This is a genomic window from Natrinema salaciae (assembly GCF_900110865.1).
In the GTDB taxonomy this organism is placed as follows: domain Archaea; phylum Halobacteriota; class Halobacteria; order Halobacteriales; family Natrialbaceae; genus Natrinema; species Natrinema salaciae.
Genome location: NZ_FOFD01000006.1, coordinates 128,004 through 143,241 on the forward strand (window position 1 = coordinate 128,004; position 15,238 = coordinate 143,241).

At 66.6% G+C, this 15,238-nt stretch carries 21 protein-coding genes; 10 read left to right on the forward strand and 11 right to left on the reverse strand.

Annotated elements, in window-relative coordinates:
* Nucleotides 1–5: 5 nt before the first annotated feature.
* Nucleotides 6–1,568, reverse strand: coding sequence for an amidohydrolase (locus BMX07_RS19020; protein ID WP_090621009.1), 1,563 nt, complete (start codon nt 1,566–1,568; stop codon nt 6–8).
* Between the two features lie 173 nt (nt 1,569–1,741).
* On the opposite strand from BMX07_RS19020, the gene BMX07_RS19025 reads away from it, so the two are divergent.
* The 3 genes from BMX07_RS19025 to BMX07_RS19035 all read left to right on the forward strand — a co-directional run bounded on the left by BMX07_RS19025 (nt 1,742) and on the right by BMX07_RS19035 (nt 4,437).
* Nucleotides 1,742–2,146, forward strand: coding sequence for a hypothetical protein (locus BMX07_RS19025; protein ID WP_090621405.1), 405 nt, complete (start codon nt 1,742–1,744; stop codon nt 2,144–2,146).
* Between the two features lie 67 nt (nt 2,147–2,213).
* Entirely contained in the window at nt 2,214–3,440 is a 1,227-nt protein-coding gene (gene hmgA, locus BMX07_RS19030; RefSeq protein ID WP_090621012.1) for a hydroxymethylglutaryl-CoA reductase (NADPH), read from the forward strand.
* Between the two features lie 100 nt (nt 3,441–3,540).
* Entirely contained in the window at nt 3,541–4,437 is an 897-nt protein-coding gene (locus tag BMX07_RS19035) for an NAD-dependent epimerase/dehydratase family protein (RefSeq protein WP_090621014.1), read from the forward strand.
* A 36-nt stretch (nt 4,438–4,473) separates the two neighbouring features.
* Here the strand turns inward: BMX07_RS19035 and BMX07_RS19040 are convergent, their stop codons facing one another.
* Both BMX07_RS19040 and BMX07_RS19045 read right to left on the reverse strand, forming a co-directional pair.
* Nucleotides 4,474–4,998 (reverse strand): DUF5817 domain-containing protein, encoded by a 525-nt coding sequence (locus BMX07_RS19040; protein ID WP_090621017.1) that lies wholly within the window; start codon nt 4,996–4,998, stop codon nt 4,474–4,476.
* A 121-nt stretch (nt 4,999–5,119) separates the two neighbouring features.
* A complete protein-coding gene (locus tag BMX07_RS19045) occupies nt 5,120–5,452 on the reverse strand; it encodes a DMT family transporter (protein WP_090621020.1) in 333 nt (110 codons plus the stop codon).
* Between the two features lie 133 nt (nt 5,453–5,585).
* Between BMX07_RS19045 and BMX07_RS19050 the strand changes: the two genes are divergently transcribed.
* A complete protein-coding gene (locus tag BMX07_RS19050; RefSeq protein WP_090621023.1) occupies nt 5,586–5,927 on the forward strand; it encodes a cupin domain-containing protein in 342 nt (113 codons plus the stop codon).
* Nucleotide 5,928: 1 nt separating this feature from the next.
* Here BMX07_RS19050 and BMX07_RS24695 read toward each other — a convergent pair whose 3' ends face one another.
* Both BMX07_RS24695 and BMX07_RS19055 read right to left on the reverse strand, forming a co-directional pair.
* Complete coding sequence (locus BMX07_RS24695; protein WP_175480213.1) at nt 5,929–6,087, reverse strand: hypothetical protein; 159 nt, start codon at nt 6,085–6,087, stop codon at nt 5,929–5,931.
* Nucleotides 6,088–6,170: 83 nt separating this feature from the next.
* Entirely contained in the window at nt 6,171–6,557 is a 387-nt protein-coding gene (locus BMX07_RS19055; protein ID WP_090621026.1) for a winged helix-turn-helix domain-containing protein, read from the reverse strand.
* A gap of 95 nt (nt 6,558–6,652) precedes the next feature.
* Here BMX07_RS19055 and BMX07_RS19060 point away from each other — a divergent pair, with 95 nt between their 5' ends.
* The gene (locus tag BMX07_RS19060) at nt 6,653–7,273 is read left to right on the forward strand and encodes a DUF7509 family protein (RefSeq protein ID WP_090621028.1); all 621 of its coding nucleotides are present in this window, start codon (nt 6,653–6,655) and stop codon (nt 7,271–7,273) included.
* Between the two features lie 24 nt (nt 7,274–7,297).
* Here BMX07_RS19060 and BMX07_RS19065 read toward each other — a convergent pair whose 3' ends face one another.
* Nucleotides 7,298–7,735, reverse strand: coding sequence for a GNAT family N-acetyltransferase (locus BMX07_RS19065; RefSeq protein ID WP_090621032.1), 438 nt, complete (start codon nt 7,733–7,735; stop codon nt 7,298–7,300).
* A gap of 193 nt (nt 7,736–7,928) precedes the next feature.
* Complete coding sequence (icd, locus tag BMX07_RS19070) at nt 7,929–9,191, reverse strand: isocitrate dehydrogenase (NADP(+)) (protein ID WP_090621035.1); 1,263 nt, start codon at nt 9,189–9,191, stop codon at nt 7,929–7,931.
* Nucleotides 9,192–9,796: 605 nt separating this feature from the next.
* Between icd and BMX07_RS25485 the strand changes: the two genes are divergently transcribed.
* Nucleotides 9,797–9,922, forward strand: a complete 126-nt coding sequence (locus BMX07_RS25485) for a hypothetical protein (protein WP_281246981.1) — start codon at nt 9,797–9,799, stop codon at nt 9,920–9,922.
* Nucleotides 9,923–9,998: 76 nt separating this feature from the next.
* Nucleotides 9,999–10,898 carry a type II methionyl aminopeptidase gene (map, locus tag BMX07_RS19075; RefSeq protein ID WP_090621039.1) on the forward strand — a complete coding sequence of 300 codons (900 nt, stop codon included), beginning with the start codon at nt 9,999–10,001 and terminating at the stop codon, nt 10,896–10,898.
* Between the two features lie 138 nt (nt 10,899–11,036).
* Here map and BMX07_RS19080 read toward each other — a convergent pair whose 3' ends face one another.
* The gene (locus BMX07_RS19080; RefSeq protein ID WP_090621042.1) at nt 11,037–11,237 is read right to left on the reverse strand and encodes a DUF7835 family putative zinc beta-ribbon protein; all 201 of its coding nucleotides are present in this window, start codon (nt 11,235–11,237) and stop codon (nt 11,037–11,039) included.
* Nucleotides 11,238–11,490: 253 nt separating this feature from the next.
* On the opposite strand from BMX07_RS19080, the gene BMX07_RS19085 reads away from it, so the two are divergent.
* Both BMX07_RS19085 and BMX07_RS19090 read left to right on the forward strand, forming a co-directional pair.
* Nucleotides 11,491–12,030, forward strand: a complete 540-nt coding sequence (locus tag BMX07_RS19085) for an HIT family protein (RefSeq protein WP_090621045.1) — start codon at nt 11,491–11,493, stop codon at nt 12,028–12,030.
* A gap of 90 nt (nt 12,031–12,120) precedes the next feature.
* Nucleotides 12,121–12,531: a cupin domain-containing protein gene (locus BMX07_RS19090; RefSeq protein ID WP_090621047.1), complete on the forward strand. Its 411-nt coding sequence runs from the start codon at nt 12,121–12,123 to the stop codon at nt 12,529–12,531.
* A 17-nt stretch (nt 12,532–12,548) separates the two neighbouring features.
* Here BMX07_RS19090 and BMX07_RS19095 read toward each other — a convergent pair whose 3' ends face one another.
* The gene (locus BMX07_RS19095) at nt 12,549–12,785 is read right to left on the reverse strand and encodes a glutaredoxin family protein (RefSeq protein WP_090621050.1); all 237 of its coding nucleotides are present in this window, start codon (nt 12,783–12,785) and stop codon (nt 12,549–12,551) included.
* A 112-nt stretch (nt 12,786–12,897) separates the two neighbouring features.
* On the opposite strand from BMX07_RS19095, the gene BMX07_RS19100 reads away from it, so the two are divergent.
* Complete coding sequence (locus BMX07_RS19100; protein ID WP_090621053.1) at nt 12,898–13,377, forward strand: redoxin domain-containing protein; 480 nt, start codon at nt 12,898–12,900, stop codon at nt 13,375–13,377.
* Nucleotides 13,378–13,403: 26 nt separating this feature from the next.
* Here BMX07_RS19100 and BMX07_RS19105 read toward each other — a convergent pair whose 3' ends face one another.
* Nucleotides 13,404–13,769, reverse strand: a complete 366-nt coding sequence (locus BMX07_RS19105; RefSeq protein ID WP_090621055.1) for a winged helix-turn-helix domain-containing protein — start codon at nt 13,767–13,769, stop codon at nt 13,404–13,406.
* Nucleotides 13,770–13,859: 90 nt separating this feature from the next.
* Complete coding sequence (locus BMX07_RS19110) at nt 13,860–15,113, reverse strand: tRNA (N(6)-L-threonylcarbamoyladenosine(37)-C(2))-methylthiotransferase (RefSeq protein WP_090621058.1); 1,254 nt, start codon at nt 15,111–15,113, stop codon at nt 13,860–13,862.
* Nucleotides 15,114–15,238: the final 125 nt, after the last annotated feature.

The window sequence follows — 15,238 nt, forward strand, 5'->3', positions numbered from 1 at the left end:
GCTGGTCACGCCTCGCGGCCGTCGAAGACGACCTCGCCGTCGACGAGCGTCATCGCGACCTCGATCTCCTCGATCCGTTCGGGCCGCTCCCAGGGCGAGTCCTCGAGGACCACCAGATCGCCCCGCTTGCCCCGCTCGATCGTCCCGAGACGGTCGTCGTCGAAGCCGGCGCGGGCCGCGCCGACGGTGTACGCTCGTAGCGCCTCGGTGACCGACAGCCGCTGGGCGTCCGTCGGCGCGTTCACCGCGTGGTGGACGCCGAACAGCGGGTCCAGCGGCATACAGTCCGAGCCGAACGCGAGCGGGACGCCGGCCTCGAGCACCCGGCGGAACCGGTTCGTCTGCTCGCGTCGTGCCTCGCCGAGCCGCCGGTCGTACAGCCTGTCCGCGTCGGCCCAGCGGTGGAAGTTCGGCTGCATCGACGCGACGATCCCCGCCGCGGCCATGCGCTCGAGTTGGTCGTCGGTCGCCAGCTCCGCGTGTTCGATCCGGTGGCGCGACGCGCCCGGATCGGCGGTCGCCTCGAGGGCCGACAGCGTCTCCTCGATCGCTTCGTCGCCGATGGCGTGAACGCAGAGCTGGTACCCCTCGGCGTCGGCCCGTTCCACGAGGGCGGCGAGGGTGTCGGGATCCACGACCCACTGCCCGCGGTCGTCGGTCGTGTCGCCGTCGATATCCGCGTACGGCTCGCCGAGCCGCGCCGTCCGGCTGCCGAAACTGCCGTCCGAGAACGACTTGATCGCCCCGGTCCGGACGCGGTCGCTCCCGTGGTTCGTCCCCAGACCGACGTCCGCGAGCGCATCGAGGTGATCGCTCCAGTAGTCGATCCGCACGCGTAGCGGGAGGTCGCCGGCGGCGGCCAGCTCGCGGTAGACGCGAGGGGCGACCGAGCCGCGGACCTTGTCGTGGACGCCGGTGACGCCGCGCTCGACCGCGTCCCTCGCCGCCGCCGCGAGCACCGCCCGCATCTCCTCGCGGTCGGCCGTAATCTCCGTTCTGACCGCCTCCGCGGCGTCCTCGACGGCGACGCCGGTCGGTTCGCCGCCCTCGCGCCGGAGGTCGGTCTCGGGCAGGTCGTCGGCGAGGCGCTCGAGCGCGACGGTGTTCAGCGAAGCCGTGTGCAGGTCGACTCGCATCGCGACGACCGGCCGCTCCTCGCTGACCCGATCGAGATCTTCGCGGGTGAGCGGTCCCGACTCGGGCCACTCGCTGTCGTCGTAGCCGAACCCGAGAATCCACTCGCGGTCTGGGTCGCGGTCGGCCCGTTCGGCCAGCGACCGGACGCAGGCCGCCGCGCCGTCCGCGCTCGAGAGGTCGGCGTGGACCAGGTGCTGGCCCAGTTGCTCCATGTGCGTGTGCGCGTCGACGAATCCCGGGAGGACGACGCGCCCCTCGCAGTCGATCACGTCGGTCTCGACGCCGGCGAGAAACTCGACCGCCGCGGTGTCCCCGAGACGGACGATCTCGCCGTCCCGAATCGCGACTGCCTCGTGGACGGTGTCGCTGTCGGGATCGGTGAGCGTGTGGACCTCCGCGTCGACGAGCAGGCGGTCGGCGGCCGCGGTCATGGGGGAGAGGGCACGGCCGAGGGGCAAAACAGTTCGGTTCGCGGTCCCAGCGCGGGCTCGAGGCGACGGCTCGACCCTGTAGGCCGGCCCAAACAGAGAAATCTGGCTGTAAGGGCGGGATACGGTCGGTTTTCGAGCGCAAGGTTGACTTGGCCGTCCGTGGTGGGATGGGTATGTTCGATCGCGAAGGCCGCGTCATCTCTGGGTCGTTTCTGGTGATCGTTCTCGCCCTCGCCGGCTCGGCCGTCGCCGAGAACCAGCTCGGAATCGGGCTTCACGACCGGCCGTTTCCCTCGTTTCTGCTGTTCGCGGGCGTCGCCGTGGTGGTCCCGCAGCTGTACCTCGCGTTCACCGGCGACCGCGACGGCGGCAGCGACGGCGACCGATCCCGAACGAGGCTTCGGTTCACCGCGATCGCGACGGCGGTGTTCGCGGCCGCCTTCGCCGCCGAGGCGGACGGCCTCGCTCACCTGGCGATCGGAACGCTCGGTGCCGGGTCGCTCCTCGGCCTGCTCTGTTACGAGGCGCTCGAGACCTATCAGACCGCGAGCGAGGGGCGGGTGATCCAGCTCCGGTGACGGCTGCGGCGGTCGGCCGTCGCGGGAATCAGCAACTGTTAGGGCCTCCCGCCGTCTCGACCCACCCATGACAGCTCCCGAGGAGCTCGCCGAACGGGTACGCGACGGCGACCTCCGCATTCACGAACTCGAGGACCACGCCGACCACGACACCGCCGCCGAAGCGCGCCGGCTGTTCGTCGAACGCGAGACGGGAACCGACCTCGAGGCGATCGGCGACTACGCCTTCCCCGCCGAGCGAGCGGACCCGAACATCGAGAACATGATCGGCGCGGCGCAGGTGCCGATGGGCGTCGTCGGTCCCGTCACAGTCAGCGGCGGCGCGGCCGACGGCGACCACTACTTGCCCCTCGCCACGACCGAGGGCGCGCTGCTGGCGTCGGTCAACCGCGGCCTCGGCGTGATCCGCGACGCCGGCGGGGCCGACGCGCGCGTCACGAAAAACGGGATGACTCGAGCGCCAGTCTTTCGGGTCGCGGGCGTCGCCGAAGCCGCCGAGACCGTCGAGTGGGTCGAGAACAACGTCGAGGCGCTTCGAACGGCCGCCGAATCGACGACGAGCCACGGCGAACTGCTCGACGTCGAACCGTACGTCGTCGGCGACTCCGTCTTCCTGCGCTTCGCCTACGACACCAAGGACGCGATGGGCATGAACATGGCCACGATCGCGACCGGCGAGGCCTGCGACCTGGTCGAGGCCGAAACGCCCGCCTCGCTCGTCGCGCTGTCGGGCAACCTCTGTTCCGACAAGAAGCCCGCCGCGATCAACGCCGTCGAGGGACGGGGCCGCTCCGTGACCGCGGACGTCCTGCTCCCCGGCGAACTCGTCGAGGACCGGCTCCACACGACCGCCGACGCCATCGCCGAGGCCAACACGCGGAAGAATCTGATCGGCAGCGCCAAAGCGGGCAGTCTCGGGTTCAACGCCCACGCCGCCAACGTCGTCGGCGCGGCCTTCCTCGCGACCGGGCAGGACGAGGCCCAGGTCGTCGAGGCCGCCAACACGATCACCACGATGGACGCCCGCGAGCGCGACGACGGCACCACCGACCTCTACGCCAGCGTCTCGCTGGCCTCCCTCGAGGTCGGTACCGTCGGCGGCGGCACGAAACTCCCCACGCAGGCCGAAGCGCTCGACGTGCTCGGCCTCCGGGGCGGCGGCGATCCCCCTGGATCGAACGCCGACGCGCTCGCCGAGATCATCGCCGTCGGCGCGCTCGCCGGGGAGCTCTCTTTGCTCGGTGCGCTCTCCTCGCGACACCTCGCGAGCGCCCACGAGGATCTGGGTCGGTAGGAGCGGTCCGAGTCGGGACTCGTCGCCCGCGGCCGCGCTCGAGTCGAGCCGTGACGGAATCACCCCCTGCCGTTTTGGGGCCGTACGGGGCAGAGAACGTATGACCGAGACGGTCGCCGTCACCGGGGGCAACGGCCGCGTCGGACGACACGTGATCGCACACCTGGCCGACGAGGGCTACCGCACCGTCAACCTCTCGCGGGGCAAGCGCGACGAGGACCGGGCAGACGCCTATCTCACGACTGACCTGCTCGACGCGGGCGAGGTCTACGGCTCGCTCGCGAAAAGCGACGCCGACGCCGTCGTCCACCTCGGGATGATCCCCACGCCCGAGTCGACGCCCGGCTTTCGGACCTACGAGAGCAACGCGCTCTCGAGCTACTACGTTCTCGAGGCCGCGGGCGAACTCGGGATCGACACCGTGGCACTGGCCTCGAGTCTCAGCGCGCTGGGTGGCGGCTACGAGCCCGAGCCGACCACGGTCGACTACCTCCCAGTCGACGAGGCCCACCGGCTCACGCCGTCGACGTCCTACGGGATCGGCAAGCAGACGCTCGAGATCGCCGCCGACGGAGTCGCACGGCGAACGGACGCCCGACCGCGCACCATCGCCTCGCTCCGGTTCCCCTGGGTCGTCGACGACGACCGAGCCCGCGAGACGTTCCTCGAGACCGACCGGACGCTGTCGGGGCTGCGACAAACGGGGGACTTCCACGCCCAGCGAAACACGCTGTTCAGCTACGTCCACCTGTCGGACGCGGTCGACCTCGTGCGGCGGACCGTCGAGGCGTCGTTCGACGGCCACGAGCGTGTCTGGGTGTCGGCACCCGACACGAGCGCCGAGACGCCCAGCCGCGAACTCGCCGCGACGGTCTTTCCCGACGCCGAGCGCCGCGACGCCCTCGGCGAGGGCGAGCACGCGGCGCTGATCGACACCGCGAAAGCCGAGGCCCTGTTCGACTGGACTCCCGAGTGGAGTTGGCGGCAGTTGGCCTGACCGCGCCGTTCGCGACTCCGCAGCGTCGCACCGAGTCTAGAGGAGTCGGTACTGTCCACGGCTCTCGCTCGCGACGCCCCGTCGCGTCAGCTTCTCGAGCGCGTCCCTGACGTACGCCGCCGAGACCCCGCGTTCGCCCGCGTAGTCGACGACCTCGTCTTCGGTCGGCTCGTCGAGGGCCTCGAGCGCCCCTTTCACGATCTCTTGCTTACTGCCGCTGCGACTCGGGCCGCGCGGATCTCGGTCTCCAGCCGCGTCGACCTCGTCGACGTCCAGCCCGGACTCCTCGAGGTACTCCGCGTCGTCGACGACGCCGTCGGCGACCTCGTCCTCGAGAGCGGCGAACGAGTCGAGTTCCGCGAACGCCTCGCCCTCGCCCTGTCGGTTCGCGAGCATCGAGGCGCGTACGTCGCGGGCGTGGGCCGCGTCGTCGGTCTCGACGAACTTCTTGCGCTTCGCGTAGGCCGTGCGCGAGCCACAGCGTGGACACTGGCTCGTCTCGGAGCGGCCCTCGATGATCCAGAGGTTCGAACACTCGCTACAGCCGACGACGGCGTACATGTCTCGAAGTGGCCCCTCGCGGTAGTTGAAGCTTCGGCACGCGCGGCGAAAGTGGTCATCGTCACCGTCGCCGCCGCCGACCAGGCGTCGGCCCGACGACCGCGCCGCCCGCTCGGCCCGGTCAGTGCGCGGAGATGTCGGAGACGATGTTCAGGCAGTACACCCCGGCGAGAATGAGCCCGACGCCGGCGACGGCCGCGCCGTCGAGTCGCTCCCCGAACGCGACGACGCCGATCGACGCGACGCCGACGATGCCGAGGGCGGCCCACGTCGCGTAGACGACGCCGACCGGTAGCTCCTCGAGCGTCAACGAGAGGAGATAGAAGGCGGCACCGTAGCCGACGACGACGCCGAGGCTCGGCAGCGGCCGCGAGAAGCCGTCGGAAAGCTTGAGCGCCGTCGTTCCGAGCAGTTCCGACAGGATCGCACCGCCGAGTAGCACGTACGGGTTCATACTGATCGGTATGGTTGGAAAATTTATGTTCGTTTCGGAGCGCGCCGGGTTCCGAAGCGACGGCGTCTTCGATCGCCACCGGCCCCCGTCGGGACCCGCGGAATTATGTGGCCCGTGGTCGTTTCACCCGCCTATGGAACGCGTTTCCCTCGACGACCTCGAGCCGTCGGAAGCTGCCGACGGCGTCCGACTGGCGCTGATGGCGGGCACCGAATCGATGAACGTGCAGCACTTCGAGATCGAGCCCGGCGCGGTCGTCGAGGAGCACAGCCACCCCCACGAACAGACCGGATACATCGCCGAGGGGGAACTGGTCTTCCTCACCGACGGGGAGGAGATCGTCTGCGGCCCCGGCGACTCCTACGCGATTCCCGGCGACCAGGCACACGCGGCCGAGAACCGCGGCGACGAGACCGTCCGCGGCGTCGACATCTTCAGCCCGCCGCGGGAGAACCCGAGCTGGCAGTCGGAGTAGGTTACAATACGACGGCGGTGACCGCCGCGAAGAAGACGAGCACGCCGCCGCCGGTGATGGCGGCCGCGATCGCGAGCGGGAGGATGAGCCGGCCGACTCGCTGTATCGAGGCGACTGTCGACGTGACCGCGTTCACGGGACGACGAATGTTCTGTTCCATGGCAGCGATGGCCACGTACTATCCCTTGAAAGTCAGTCAGACGCTCGACAGACGCGCTCGAACGACCCGCGGGCGGTGAGCGATTACTCGCCGTACTCCTCGAGCGCGTCCCACTCCCGTCGCATCAGTTCGCGGACGCCGTGTTCCAGGATGCCCTCGCCGAGCGACGTCGCCCGGTAGTACGAATAGAGTCCGTCGCTGTCGGGTTCCGTTCGCTTCCGATTCTCGACGAGGCCGACGTCGACGAGTTCGTCGAGGTGGTAGTGAAGCACGTTCGACTCGATCTCGAGGCGATCGCGCAACTCGCTGGCGCTCCGTGCGCCCTCCTCGACGAGCGCGTTCAGGACGCGAAAGCGCGTCTCGTTACCGATCGACCGCTGCATCGCGAGGTACTCCTCGAGCGAGAGGATACTGTGCTCGGGCAGCAATTCGTCCCCTCGACGGCGTGTTGCGCGCTCGGATTCGCTCATACCGTAGTATCGCGACCCCACTTGCATAAACGTTCCCTGAGTCAGCGAATACTGAAATAGCGTATATTTATATACTACCCGCGAGCAGGCGGCGTATGCGCGACCGCATCGTCGACGAGCTAGGCGACCTCCCTCGCTCTCGATTCCTGGTGTATCTGATGGGGCCGTACGAGGCGTTCGACGTCGAACGCGCCCTCGCGGACGCCGATCCCGAATCGGTTCCCGAATCGATGGACTTCGGAACGCTGGTCGGCTCCGATTACGATCTCGATCGTGACGAGGCGACACTGGACCTGCTGTTGGACGTTCGGGACCGGCTGCGAACGACTGCCGGCGTCAACGCCTTCCTCGCGATCGATGTCGATATTCCTCTCTCGGAGTTGGATGCCGCGTCGCAGAGTATCGCGTTTGCTCGGGCGAGCAACGCCGTCGTCTACATCGTTCCCGCCGCCGGCGACAACCTCGGCGTCGGCATCGAAGTGGGTTCCGTCCTCGAGGCGCTGTTCGACGAGGAGACGGCGGCAGATCACCGCGAACGAGTCGTATTCGCCCACGAGTCGGGTGTTCGAAGCGCGATGATCGCTGCCGTCCGTGACCGCTGGGATGCCCGGATCTACTCGTACGACGACCGCGAGGAACTGTGCCGCCAGGTTCGGTTGTTCGTTCGTGACCTCGTTCGGAAGGAGCGGACCGGCGACCTGTCGCGACTCGAGTAACGATAGCGAGAGAGTCGACGACGGTCAGGCCAGCGACTTTCGCATCTCGACGTGGGGAATGCCGGCCTCCTCGAACTCGTCCCCGCGTCGCTCGTAACCGAGGCGGCGATAGAAGTCGGCGGCCCGCGTTTGCGAGTGCAGTTTCAGCGTCCCGAAGCCGAGCTCGCCGGCTCGCTCTTCGAGGGTTTCCATCAGCGCACGACCCACGCCGCGCTCGCGTCGCGACTCGAGAACTGCGACGCGTTCGACCTTACCGACGCCGTCCTCGTACTCGCGGAGCCGAGCAGCGCCGATCGGTTCGTCGTCGTCGTAGGCGACGAAGTGCGTCGCGGTCTCGTCGTGCTCGTCGTACTCGATCTCCTCGTCGACGCCCTGTTCCTCGACGAATACCGTCCGCCGGACGGCGAAGGCGTCGTCGCGCGCTGCGTCGGCCTCGGCGACGCGAACGTCGATTGCGTCCATCGACCGTCACTAGTCGAGCGGATCGTCAGAAGGGTATCGGTCGCCGACCGATCGCCGCGGTCGGTCGCTTCTCGTCTCGAGCGCCGGCGCTCGTCGCCGAGACGGTGCTGGCGCTCGCATCGGTGCGGTCGGGACGGCTCGTCCCGAAAGAAGTGAAAGAAATATTGCGGGCTCGCTGTGCGCGAGAAACGCTCTACGAGAGCTTCTCGATATTGGCGACGACTTCCTCTGCGTACTCGCTGGTGGCGAGCTTCTCGGCGTCGTCGAGCTGGCGCTCGAGGTCGTAGGTGACCTTGCCCGAGGAGATGGTCTCCTCGACGGCGTCGCGGACGAGGTCGGCGGCGTCGTCCCAGCCGATGTAATCGAGCATCATGCGGCCCGAGAGGATCATGGCGGTCGGGTTGACCTTGTCCTGGCCCTCGTACTTGGGCGCGGAGCCGTGGACGGGTTCGGCCAGCAGGAGGCCGTCGCCGAAGTTCGAACCGGGGGCGATGCCGAGGCCACCGATCTGTGCGCCGGCGGCGTCGGACATGTAGTCCCCGTTCAGGTTCATCGTCGCGATGACGTCGTACTGGTCGGTTCGGGTCAACAGCTGCTGGAGCATGTTGTCGGCGATGCGGTCGTTGACGACGAGGACGTCGTCCGGAGCCTCACCGTCCTGCTCCTCCCAGAGGGTGTCCTCGGTGATGACTTCGTCGCCGTACTCCTCTTCGGCGACCTCGTAGCCCCAGTCGCGGAACTGGCCCTCGGTGAACTTCATGATGTTGCCCTTGTGGACCAGCGTGACCGAGTCGCGGTCGTGCTCCAGGGCGTAGTCGATAGCGCGGCGGACGAGTCGCTTCGTCCCGAACTCCGTGATCGGCTTGATGCCGATGCCGACGGGGCCGTCGTGGATGGTGTTGTCGAAGCCCATGTCCTCTTCGACGAACTCCTTGACCTCCTCGACCTCGTCGGTGCCTGCCTCCCACTCGATGCCGGCGTAGACGTCTTCCGTGTTCTCACGGAACGTGACCATGTCCATCTGCTCCGGCTCGGAGACGGGCGACGGGACGCCGTCGAGGTGGTACGTCGGGCGGACGTTCGCGTAGAGGTCGAGCTTCTTGCGCAGCGCGACGTTGAGCGAGCGGAAACCGGCACCGACGGGGGTCGTCAGCGGTCCCTTGATCGCGACGCGGTGTTCCTTGATCGCCTCGACGGTCTCGGCGGGCAGGTTCTCGTCGTACTTCTCGCGTGCGGACTCGCCGGCGTAGAGTCGCATCCAGTTGATGTCACGGCCGGTCGCCTCGGCGGCGGCCTCCAGAACCTTCTGTGCGGCGGGGCCGACGTCGCTTCCGACACCGTCGCCGTAGATAATCGGGATAATCGGGTTGTCAGGTACCTCGAGCTCGTTCTCGGTACCCTCTTTCAGCGTAATCTTCTCCCCCTCGTCGGGGACCTCGATCTTGTCGTAGCTCATCTCGTCTATACGGTTTCCCGATGGGGGTAAAAGGTCTACCATTTCCGTCTCCGCCCGGCAAAAATTGAACGATACCCGTTCGTTCCGAGCACCACCATAACGGCACGAACGACGGTCTGAGCCGTCCGAATTTCTAAAATGCGATCGCCAATCCGACATAACATTCCGTCACGCGGCGGGTGCACTCGTCGCAAAATCAGCACGTCCGTCCGAGAGCAGCGCTCGAGCGCACGAGGCCGCTTCTCGCCGCCCCTCGCGGTCGAAAACTGCCGACGACCGCCGTCGCGAGACGGATGGATCCACCCGCCGGGTGTCGATCGTGCCCACGTCTCGCGGTGGCGATCGTGGCGCTCGAACCGACGGCTGCGTGCCGGCGACCGTCGGCTCAGTGGCGTCTCTCACGCCGACGTACACGAGGCGCGGGACGGGAATAATGCGTGGCGACCGTTTCACCGAACCGGGTGCCGATATCCGTCGTTTCCTCCGCAAACGGTTGGTTCGGGAAGCGGTTCGTCCGCCTCCGCACTGCAGCCGCCGCCGCTCGCCCCGATATTCGACAATCGTCGTAGGATAGTTTTATTATCGACGTATTCATTGCCTTCCCTATGCTTCGACCACCGCAGTACGCCTCGAGCCAGTGTCCACGCTGTGCCGCGACGCTATCGAACGTTCAGGGAGTCGCCGTCTGTGCGGCGTGTAACTGGGTCGACGACGGCTCTCCGGAGCGGTAACCGGGAGTGCGGGATCGTACCGTTCGGTCGATGGGGAGACGGAACCTCTTTTTATCGACCTGTCTAACCCCGGGACATGGCCGAATCCGAGGTGGACCTCGAGTCCGAGCAGTACGAGAAACACCGCGAAGCGGGGGCGATCCTCGCGCAGGTGCGCGAAGAGACAGCCGAGCGCGTCGAGGTGGGGGCGAGCCACCTCGAGGTCGCCGAGTGGGCCGAGGATCGTATTCGGGAACTCGGCGGACGACCCGCGTTCCCCGTCAACATCTCCGTCGACGAGGAGGCGGCCCACGCGACGCCGTCGATCGACGACGAGACCACCTTCGGCGAGGAGATGATCAACCTGGACATCGGCGTCCACGTCGACGGCTGGCTGGCCGACACCGCGATCACCGTCGACCTCTCCGGGAACCCCGAACTGGCGGAGGCCTCGGAGCAGGCGCTCGAGGCCGCACTCGACGTCGTCGAGCCCGGCGTCGAAACGGGCGAAATCGGCGCTGAGATCGAGGATGTCATCGACGGCTACGGCTACAACCCCGTGGTCAACCTCACCGGTCACGGGCTGGGCCACTGGGAGCAACACACCAGTCCGAACATCCCGAACCGCGCGGTCTCGCAGGGGACGACCCTCGAGGTCGGCGACGTCGTCGCGATCGAACCGTTCGCCACCGACGGCGGCGGCAAGGTCTCCGAGGGCGCCAGCGAGGAGATCTTCTCGCTCGAGCGCGAGGGAACCGTCCGGAACCGACAGGCTCGCGAGGCGTTAGAACAGATCTCCGAGGAGTTCCGGACGCTACCGTTCGCGACGCGGTGGCTCGAAACCGATCGGCCCGAGATGGCACTGCGTCGGCTCAAGCGCAACGACATCGTCCACGGCTATCCGGTACTCAAGGAGGACGACGGCTTCCTCGTCAGTCAGAAAGAGCACACCATCATCGTCACCGAGGACGGCTGCGAAGTGACGACGGAACGGTAATTCAATAGTTTCGGAGATTCGAATCGGTAATCCCGTCGTGGGAAAAACGCCCACTCGAAACGTAAACGGTAGCGGGAGACCAGGCAACGAGGGCGGTTTATCTGTTCTATCGCGTGTCGGTATCGGTCGGCCGAGCGCTCAGGCGTTGTTCATCCGCTGGCTCGAGCGGTTACCACATCGCTGACACTCGCTCACGCGGTACGGTTCGCGGGAGAACTGTGCGTTCTCTTGCTTGAGGCTCTCGGTTCTGATCTGGACGGAGACTTCGTGGAGGGTTTCTAGGTCGCACTCGGTGCAGTGTTCGGTCATCCCGTTGAAGGAGTCGTCAGTCGTTGCCATTACTGGATTACTTGCAGTAGGCCTATCTTAAACCCACGCTTCATTTTGATCCGTGAGTCGTCAAAATCGCAAGAGGGCGTCGACCTCGGCACGAAACTCCCTGAAAACGTTCTATATCGTTTATAGATTCTTTTGAGGCCACTATATCGAGATTGTGCGCCGCTTTCGCACGGCTTTAATCACGTATTACCGATGCTATCGGACCACGGTGACGGACTGAAACGCTTTAGGACGGCCTCGCGTGGTATCGGACATGGACCAGGTGTTCGCACCGTGGCGAATCGAGTGGATCCGACGCGAGGAGAAAAACCCTGATATCGAGGACTGCGTCTTCTGCGAACTGCCAGCACAGGCCGACGATCGGGAGAATCTGATCGTCGCGCGGAGCGAGCACGCGTTCGTCATGCTGAACAACTACCCGTACAACCCCGGTCACACCATGGTAATTCCACGTACTCACACGGGCGAGTACACCGCGCTCGACGACGCCGTCCTGCTCGATCACGCCCGCCTGAAACAGCGCGCGTTCGACGCACTCGACGCTGCCCTCGAGCCGGACGGCTTCAACGCCGGCTTGAACCTCGGTGACGGGGCCGGTGGTTCGATCAACGACCACTTGCACACCCACGTCGTCCCGCGGTGGCAGGGTGATACCAACTTCATGCCCGTTCTCAGTGACACTTCGGTGATCGTCGAGGCGCTCGAAGAAACCTACGAGCGCGTCCACGAAGCGTTCGCTTCTCAGGAGGGGGCGAGCGTCCCCGACGAGCGCAGCGCCGTCTCGTTCCGGTAACGGATCGTCGCCGTCCGGAATCGGCACAGGCGGCAATCCGGAACGGTCGACGGGACACTTTTGGTGACTGTTGACGTGGAATGCGGTAGCATGGACTACGAAGTCGTCCAGACCGAGGACGTACCGATCACCGACCTCTCCGACGTCGACGAGGTGCCGCCGGACCTGCGCATCCGCGCGCTCGACGAGTTCTTCGAGACCGACGCGCTCAACCTCAAACTCTGGTACTTCGAACCCGGCGAGGAGATCCGGTATCACGCCCACGCCGAACAGGAGGAGCTGTACTACGTCCTCGAGGGCGAGTTCTCGCTGAAACTCGGCCGCTCGGGGGAGGAAGAGTACGTCGACGCCGGGCCGGGAACGTTCTGGATCGCCAAACCGGAGGTCGGCCACGGCCACCGAAACGTCGGCGACGAGGAGGGGGTCGTGCTCGCGATCGGCGCGCCCGCGATCGAAGACCCCGGGCTCGATCCCCACAGCCTCGAGGACGACGACGACTAGCCGCGACAGCTCCGTCCTCAGGCGTAGTTCGACTCGAGGTAGTCGAGGATCCGCTTGGATTCGGCCATCGTCACGCCCCGATCGTCGTCGACGATGATCGGAACCTGTCGCTGTCCGGACACCCGCTTGACCTCGTTTCGTTTCGAATGCAACCCCTCGACCCAGACGCTCTCGTAGTCGAGGTCGAGTTCCTCGAGGCGGTCGACGACGTGTTCGCAGTACGGGCACCCCTCCAGACGGTAGAGCGTTACCATGACCCGCGATACGGAGCGCTCCGTCAAAAGGGTACGTGTCGTTCCGCGACCACGTCGAGGACCGATCCGCCGGGGAACGGAGTTTTTTGTGGTCACGTGACAGTCGTGGCGTATGCCACCGACAGCGGGTGACACCGTGACCGACTTCGAGGCGCTCCTGTGCGACGGCGAGACGTTCCGATCGACGAGCCTTTCCGCGGCGCTGGGCGATCGCGGCGGCGTCGTGATCTGTACGGGCTTCGCGTTCAGTGCGATCGCACAGAACTGGTGGAAACAGTTCGTTCGCGCCGGCTGGGACGAGTTCGAGGACGTTCCGGTACTCGGCGTGAGTAGAGACGGCCCCTACGCGCAAAACGAGTTTCTCAGATGGCTGGACGAGCCGGCGTTTCAGTTCTTCGCGGACGTCGACGGCGCGGTGAGCGAGTCGCTCGACCTGCTCGCCGACCGGTCACACATGACGAACGTCTCGACGCCCTGGCGATCCGCGTTCGTCCTCGACGCCGACCGGGAGGTCCGGTACGCCTTCGTCGCCGACGACTGGATCTCGCCGCTCCCGCGCGAGGAGATCGAAGACGCCGTCGCGGCGTTGTAACGAGCCGGCTGCGACCCGGGACGGCCTCAGGGCTCGCAGTATAGCGGTCTCCCGTTGCACGTACACTCGATCCGGAGCGGATCGTCGTAGGTCACCGAAACGTGGTCCATGGCTCGGACGTAGTGGGCGGGGGTGCCGGTCCGCGAGCGGTCGTTGAGCTGCGAGAGCAGCCCGGCCTCCTGCAGGTTCTCGACCTTTCTGTACGCCGTCGACTGAGGCAGGCCGACCGCCTCGGCGATCTGGCTGACCGTCGCCGGCTCCTCGGCGTAGAGATACACCGCTCGCGCGTCGTCGTCGTTGAGCAACGTCACGATCCGATGGGGATCACATCCGAGTTCGCCGTCCCGCTCGATCCGCGGACACCGGGTCGGTTGATCGACCGTGTCGCTCATAGGAGACGATTGGCGGCGCTCACACTTGAGCGGGTCCCGTCTTCCCGAGAACTGGGCATCGGCCGGTACGCGCGGTGACGCCGCCGCGCGCTATACCGGCACACCGAACGCGTACATGGTCTCGTGGGCCGTCACCTCGAGGTCGACGAAGTCGCCGGGCTCGAGGCCATGCTCGCTCGCGTTTTGCACGATGAGCTGCCGATACGCGGCGTCGCGACACTTCACGGAGTCGGCGGTCCCCTCCTCGACGACGAGGCAGTCCTCGCGCCGCTGGCCGACCATGTCCGCGTAGGCGTCGGCGACGAGCTCGCGTTTGACCTCGCTCATCTCCTTCGAGCGTTCCTTCTTGATCGTCCCGCCCAGCCCCTTCATGTCGGCGGCGTCGGTGCCCGGCCGCTTGGAGAACCGGGTGACGTTGATCTTCTCCGGGCGCGTCTCCCGGAGCAGGGCCATCGACTGCTCGTGGTCGTGGTCGGTCTCGGTGGGGAAGCCGACGATGAAGTCCGTCGACAGCGTCCAGTAGTCCAGCGTCTCGTCGAACGTCTCGACGACCTCGAGATACTCCGCGACCTGATGTTGCCGGCGCATGTCGCCGAGCACGTCGTCCGAACCGGACTGGACGGGCGCGTGCAGGAAGTCGTAGAGTTCGTCGTACTCGGCGAAGACCGCGGCGAGTTCCTCGCGGATACCGTGGACGCCCTTCGGGTTGGCCATCCCGACGCGGACCCGGAACTCGCCGTCGATCTCGCAGATCCGCTCGAGCAGCCGGTGGAGTTTGCGCTCGCCCTCGTCCCAGCCGTAGACACCGGTGTCCTGCCCGGTAATACGGATCTCCTTCGCGCCGGCGTGGATCAGTGCACGGGCTTTCTCGACGTTCTCCTCGATCGAGGGCGAGTCGATCTTGCCCGTCGCCTGCTTGGTGATGCAGTACGAGCAGTCGGACATACAGCCCCGCGCGATGGGGAGGATGCCCACGACGCCGTCGAGGATGGGTTTCGCGTCGGGCGTCGTCGTCGGACACTCGCCGTTGGTGACCGCTTCGGGTACCTCGTCCCAGTGGAGGACCTGGCCGTCGACGTCCGCCCGTGCGAACTCCTCGCCCTGCGCGAGCGCCATACAGCCCGTGATGAAGAGGTCCGCCGTCTCGTCGGCCAGTTCCTCGGCCCGTCGGAGCATGTTGCGCTCGGTCTTTTCGACGACGGTACACGTGTTGAGGATGGCGACGTCCGCCTCGTCCGGGCCGTCGACCCGGTAGTGGCCCGCGTCGCGGAGCCGTCGCTCGATCTCGCGACTCTCTCCGCGATTCGACGTGCAGCCGTACGTTTCGATGTGATACCGGGCCATTCGTCGTTGCACCATCGTCGGGTGCGAGAGGCCAAAAGCCCGACGGATCCCGGCCGCAGCGCGCGTCGTGATCCGTTAGCAGGGTTCGAGACCCCTCACTCTCACTCCGACTCCTCGTCGGCGGG

Excerpts from the sequence above, each read along its gene's own strand:
- BMX07_RS19045 (WP_090621020.1), bottom strand. The coding sequence starts at position 5,452 with ATGAACCCGTACGTGCTACTCGGCGGTGCGATCCTGTCGGAACTGCTC.
- BMX07_RS24695 (WP_175480213.1), bottom strand. The coding sequence starts at position 6,087 with ATGGAACAGAACATTCGTCGTCCCGTGAACGCGGTCACGTCGACAGTC.
- BMX07_RS19095 (WP_090621050.1), bottom strand. The coding sequence starts at position 12,785 with ATGGTAACGCTCTACCGTCTGGAGGGGTGCCCGTACTGCGAACACGTC.
- BMX07_RS19050 (WP_090621023.1), top strand. The coding sequence starts at position 5,586 with ATGGAACGCGTTTCCCTCGACGACCTCGAGCCGTCGGAAGCTGCCGAC.
- BMX07_RS19065 (WP_090621032.1), bottom strand. The coding sequence starts at position 7,735 with ATGGACGCAATCGACGTTCGCGTCGCCGAGGCCGACGCAGCGCGCGAC.
- BMX07_RS19040 (WP_090621017.1), bottom strand. The coding sequence starts at position 4,998 with ATGTACGCCGTCGTCGGCTGTAGCGAGTGTTCGAACCTCTGGATCATC.
- BMX07_RS19090 (WP_090621047.1), top strand. The coding sequence starts at position 12,121 with ATGGACTACGAAGTCGTCCAGACCGAGGACGTACCGATCACCGACCTC.
- map (WP_090621039.1), top strand. The coding sequence starts at position 9,999 with ATGGCCGAATCCGAGGTGGACCTCGAGTCCGAGCAGTACGAGAAACAC.
- BMX07_RS19060 (WP_090621028.1), top strand. The coding sequence starts at position 6,653 with ATGCGCGACCGCATCGTCGACGAGCTAGGCGACCTCCCTCGCTCTCGA.
- BMX07_RS19055 (WP_090621026.1), bottom strand. The coding sequence starts at position 6,557 with ATGAGCGAATCCGAGCGCGCAACACGCCGTCGAGGGGACGAATTGCTG.
- BMX07_RS19100 (WP_090621053.1), top strand. The coding sequence starts at position 12,898 with ATGCCACCGACAGCGGGTGACACCGTGACCGACTTCGAGGCGCTCCTG.
- icd (WP_090621035.1), bottom strand. The coding sequence starts at position 9,191 with ATGAGCTACGACAAGATCGAGGTCCCCGACGAGGGGGAGAAGATTACG.
- BMX07_RS19085 (WP_090621045.1), top strand. The coding sequence starts at position 11,491 with ATGGACCAGGTGTTCGCACCGTGGCGAATCGAGTGGATCCGACGCGAG.
- BMX07_RS19020 (WP_090621009.1), bottom strand. The coding sequence starts at position 1,568 with ATGACCGCGGCCGCCGACCGCCTGCTCGTCGACGCGGAGGTCCACACG.
- BMX07_RS19110 (WP_090621058.1), bottom strand. The coding sequence starts at position 15,113 with ATGGCCCGGTATCACATCGAAACGTACGGCTGCACGTCGAATCGCGGA.
- hmgA (WP_090621012.1), top strand. The coding sequence starts at position 2,214 with ATGACAGCTCCCGAGGAGCTCGCCGAACGGGTACGCGACGGCGACCTC.
- BMX07_RS19025 (WP_090621405.1), top strand. The coding sequence starts at position 1,742 with ATGTTCGATCGCGAAGGCCGCGTCATCTCTGGGTCGTTTCTGGTGATC.
- BMX07_RS19035 (WP_090621014.1), top strand. The coding sequence starts at position 3,541 with ATGACCGAGACGGTCGCCGTCACCGGGGGCAACGGCCGCGTCGGACGA.
- BMX07_RS19080 (WP_090621042.1), bottom strand. The coding sequence starts at position 11,237 with ATGGCAACGACTGACGACTCCTTCAACGGGATGACCGAACACTGCACC.
- BMX07_RS19105 (WP_090621055.1), bottom strand. The coding sequence starts at position 13,769 with ATGAGCGACACGGTCGATCAACCGACCCGGTGTCCGCGGATCGAGCGG.
- BMX07_RS25485 (WP_281246981.1), top strand. The coding sequence starts at position 9,797 with ATGCTTCGACCACCGCAGTACGCCTCGAGCCAGTGTCCACGCTGTGCC.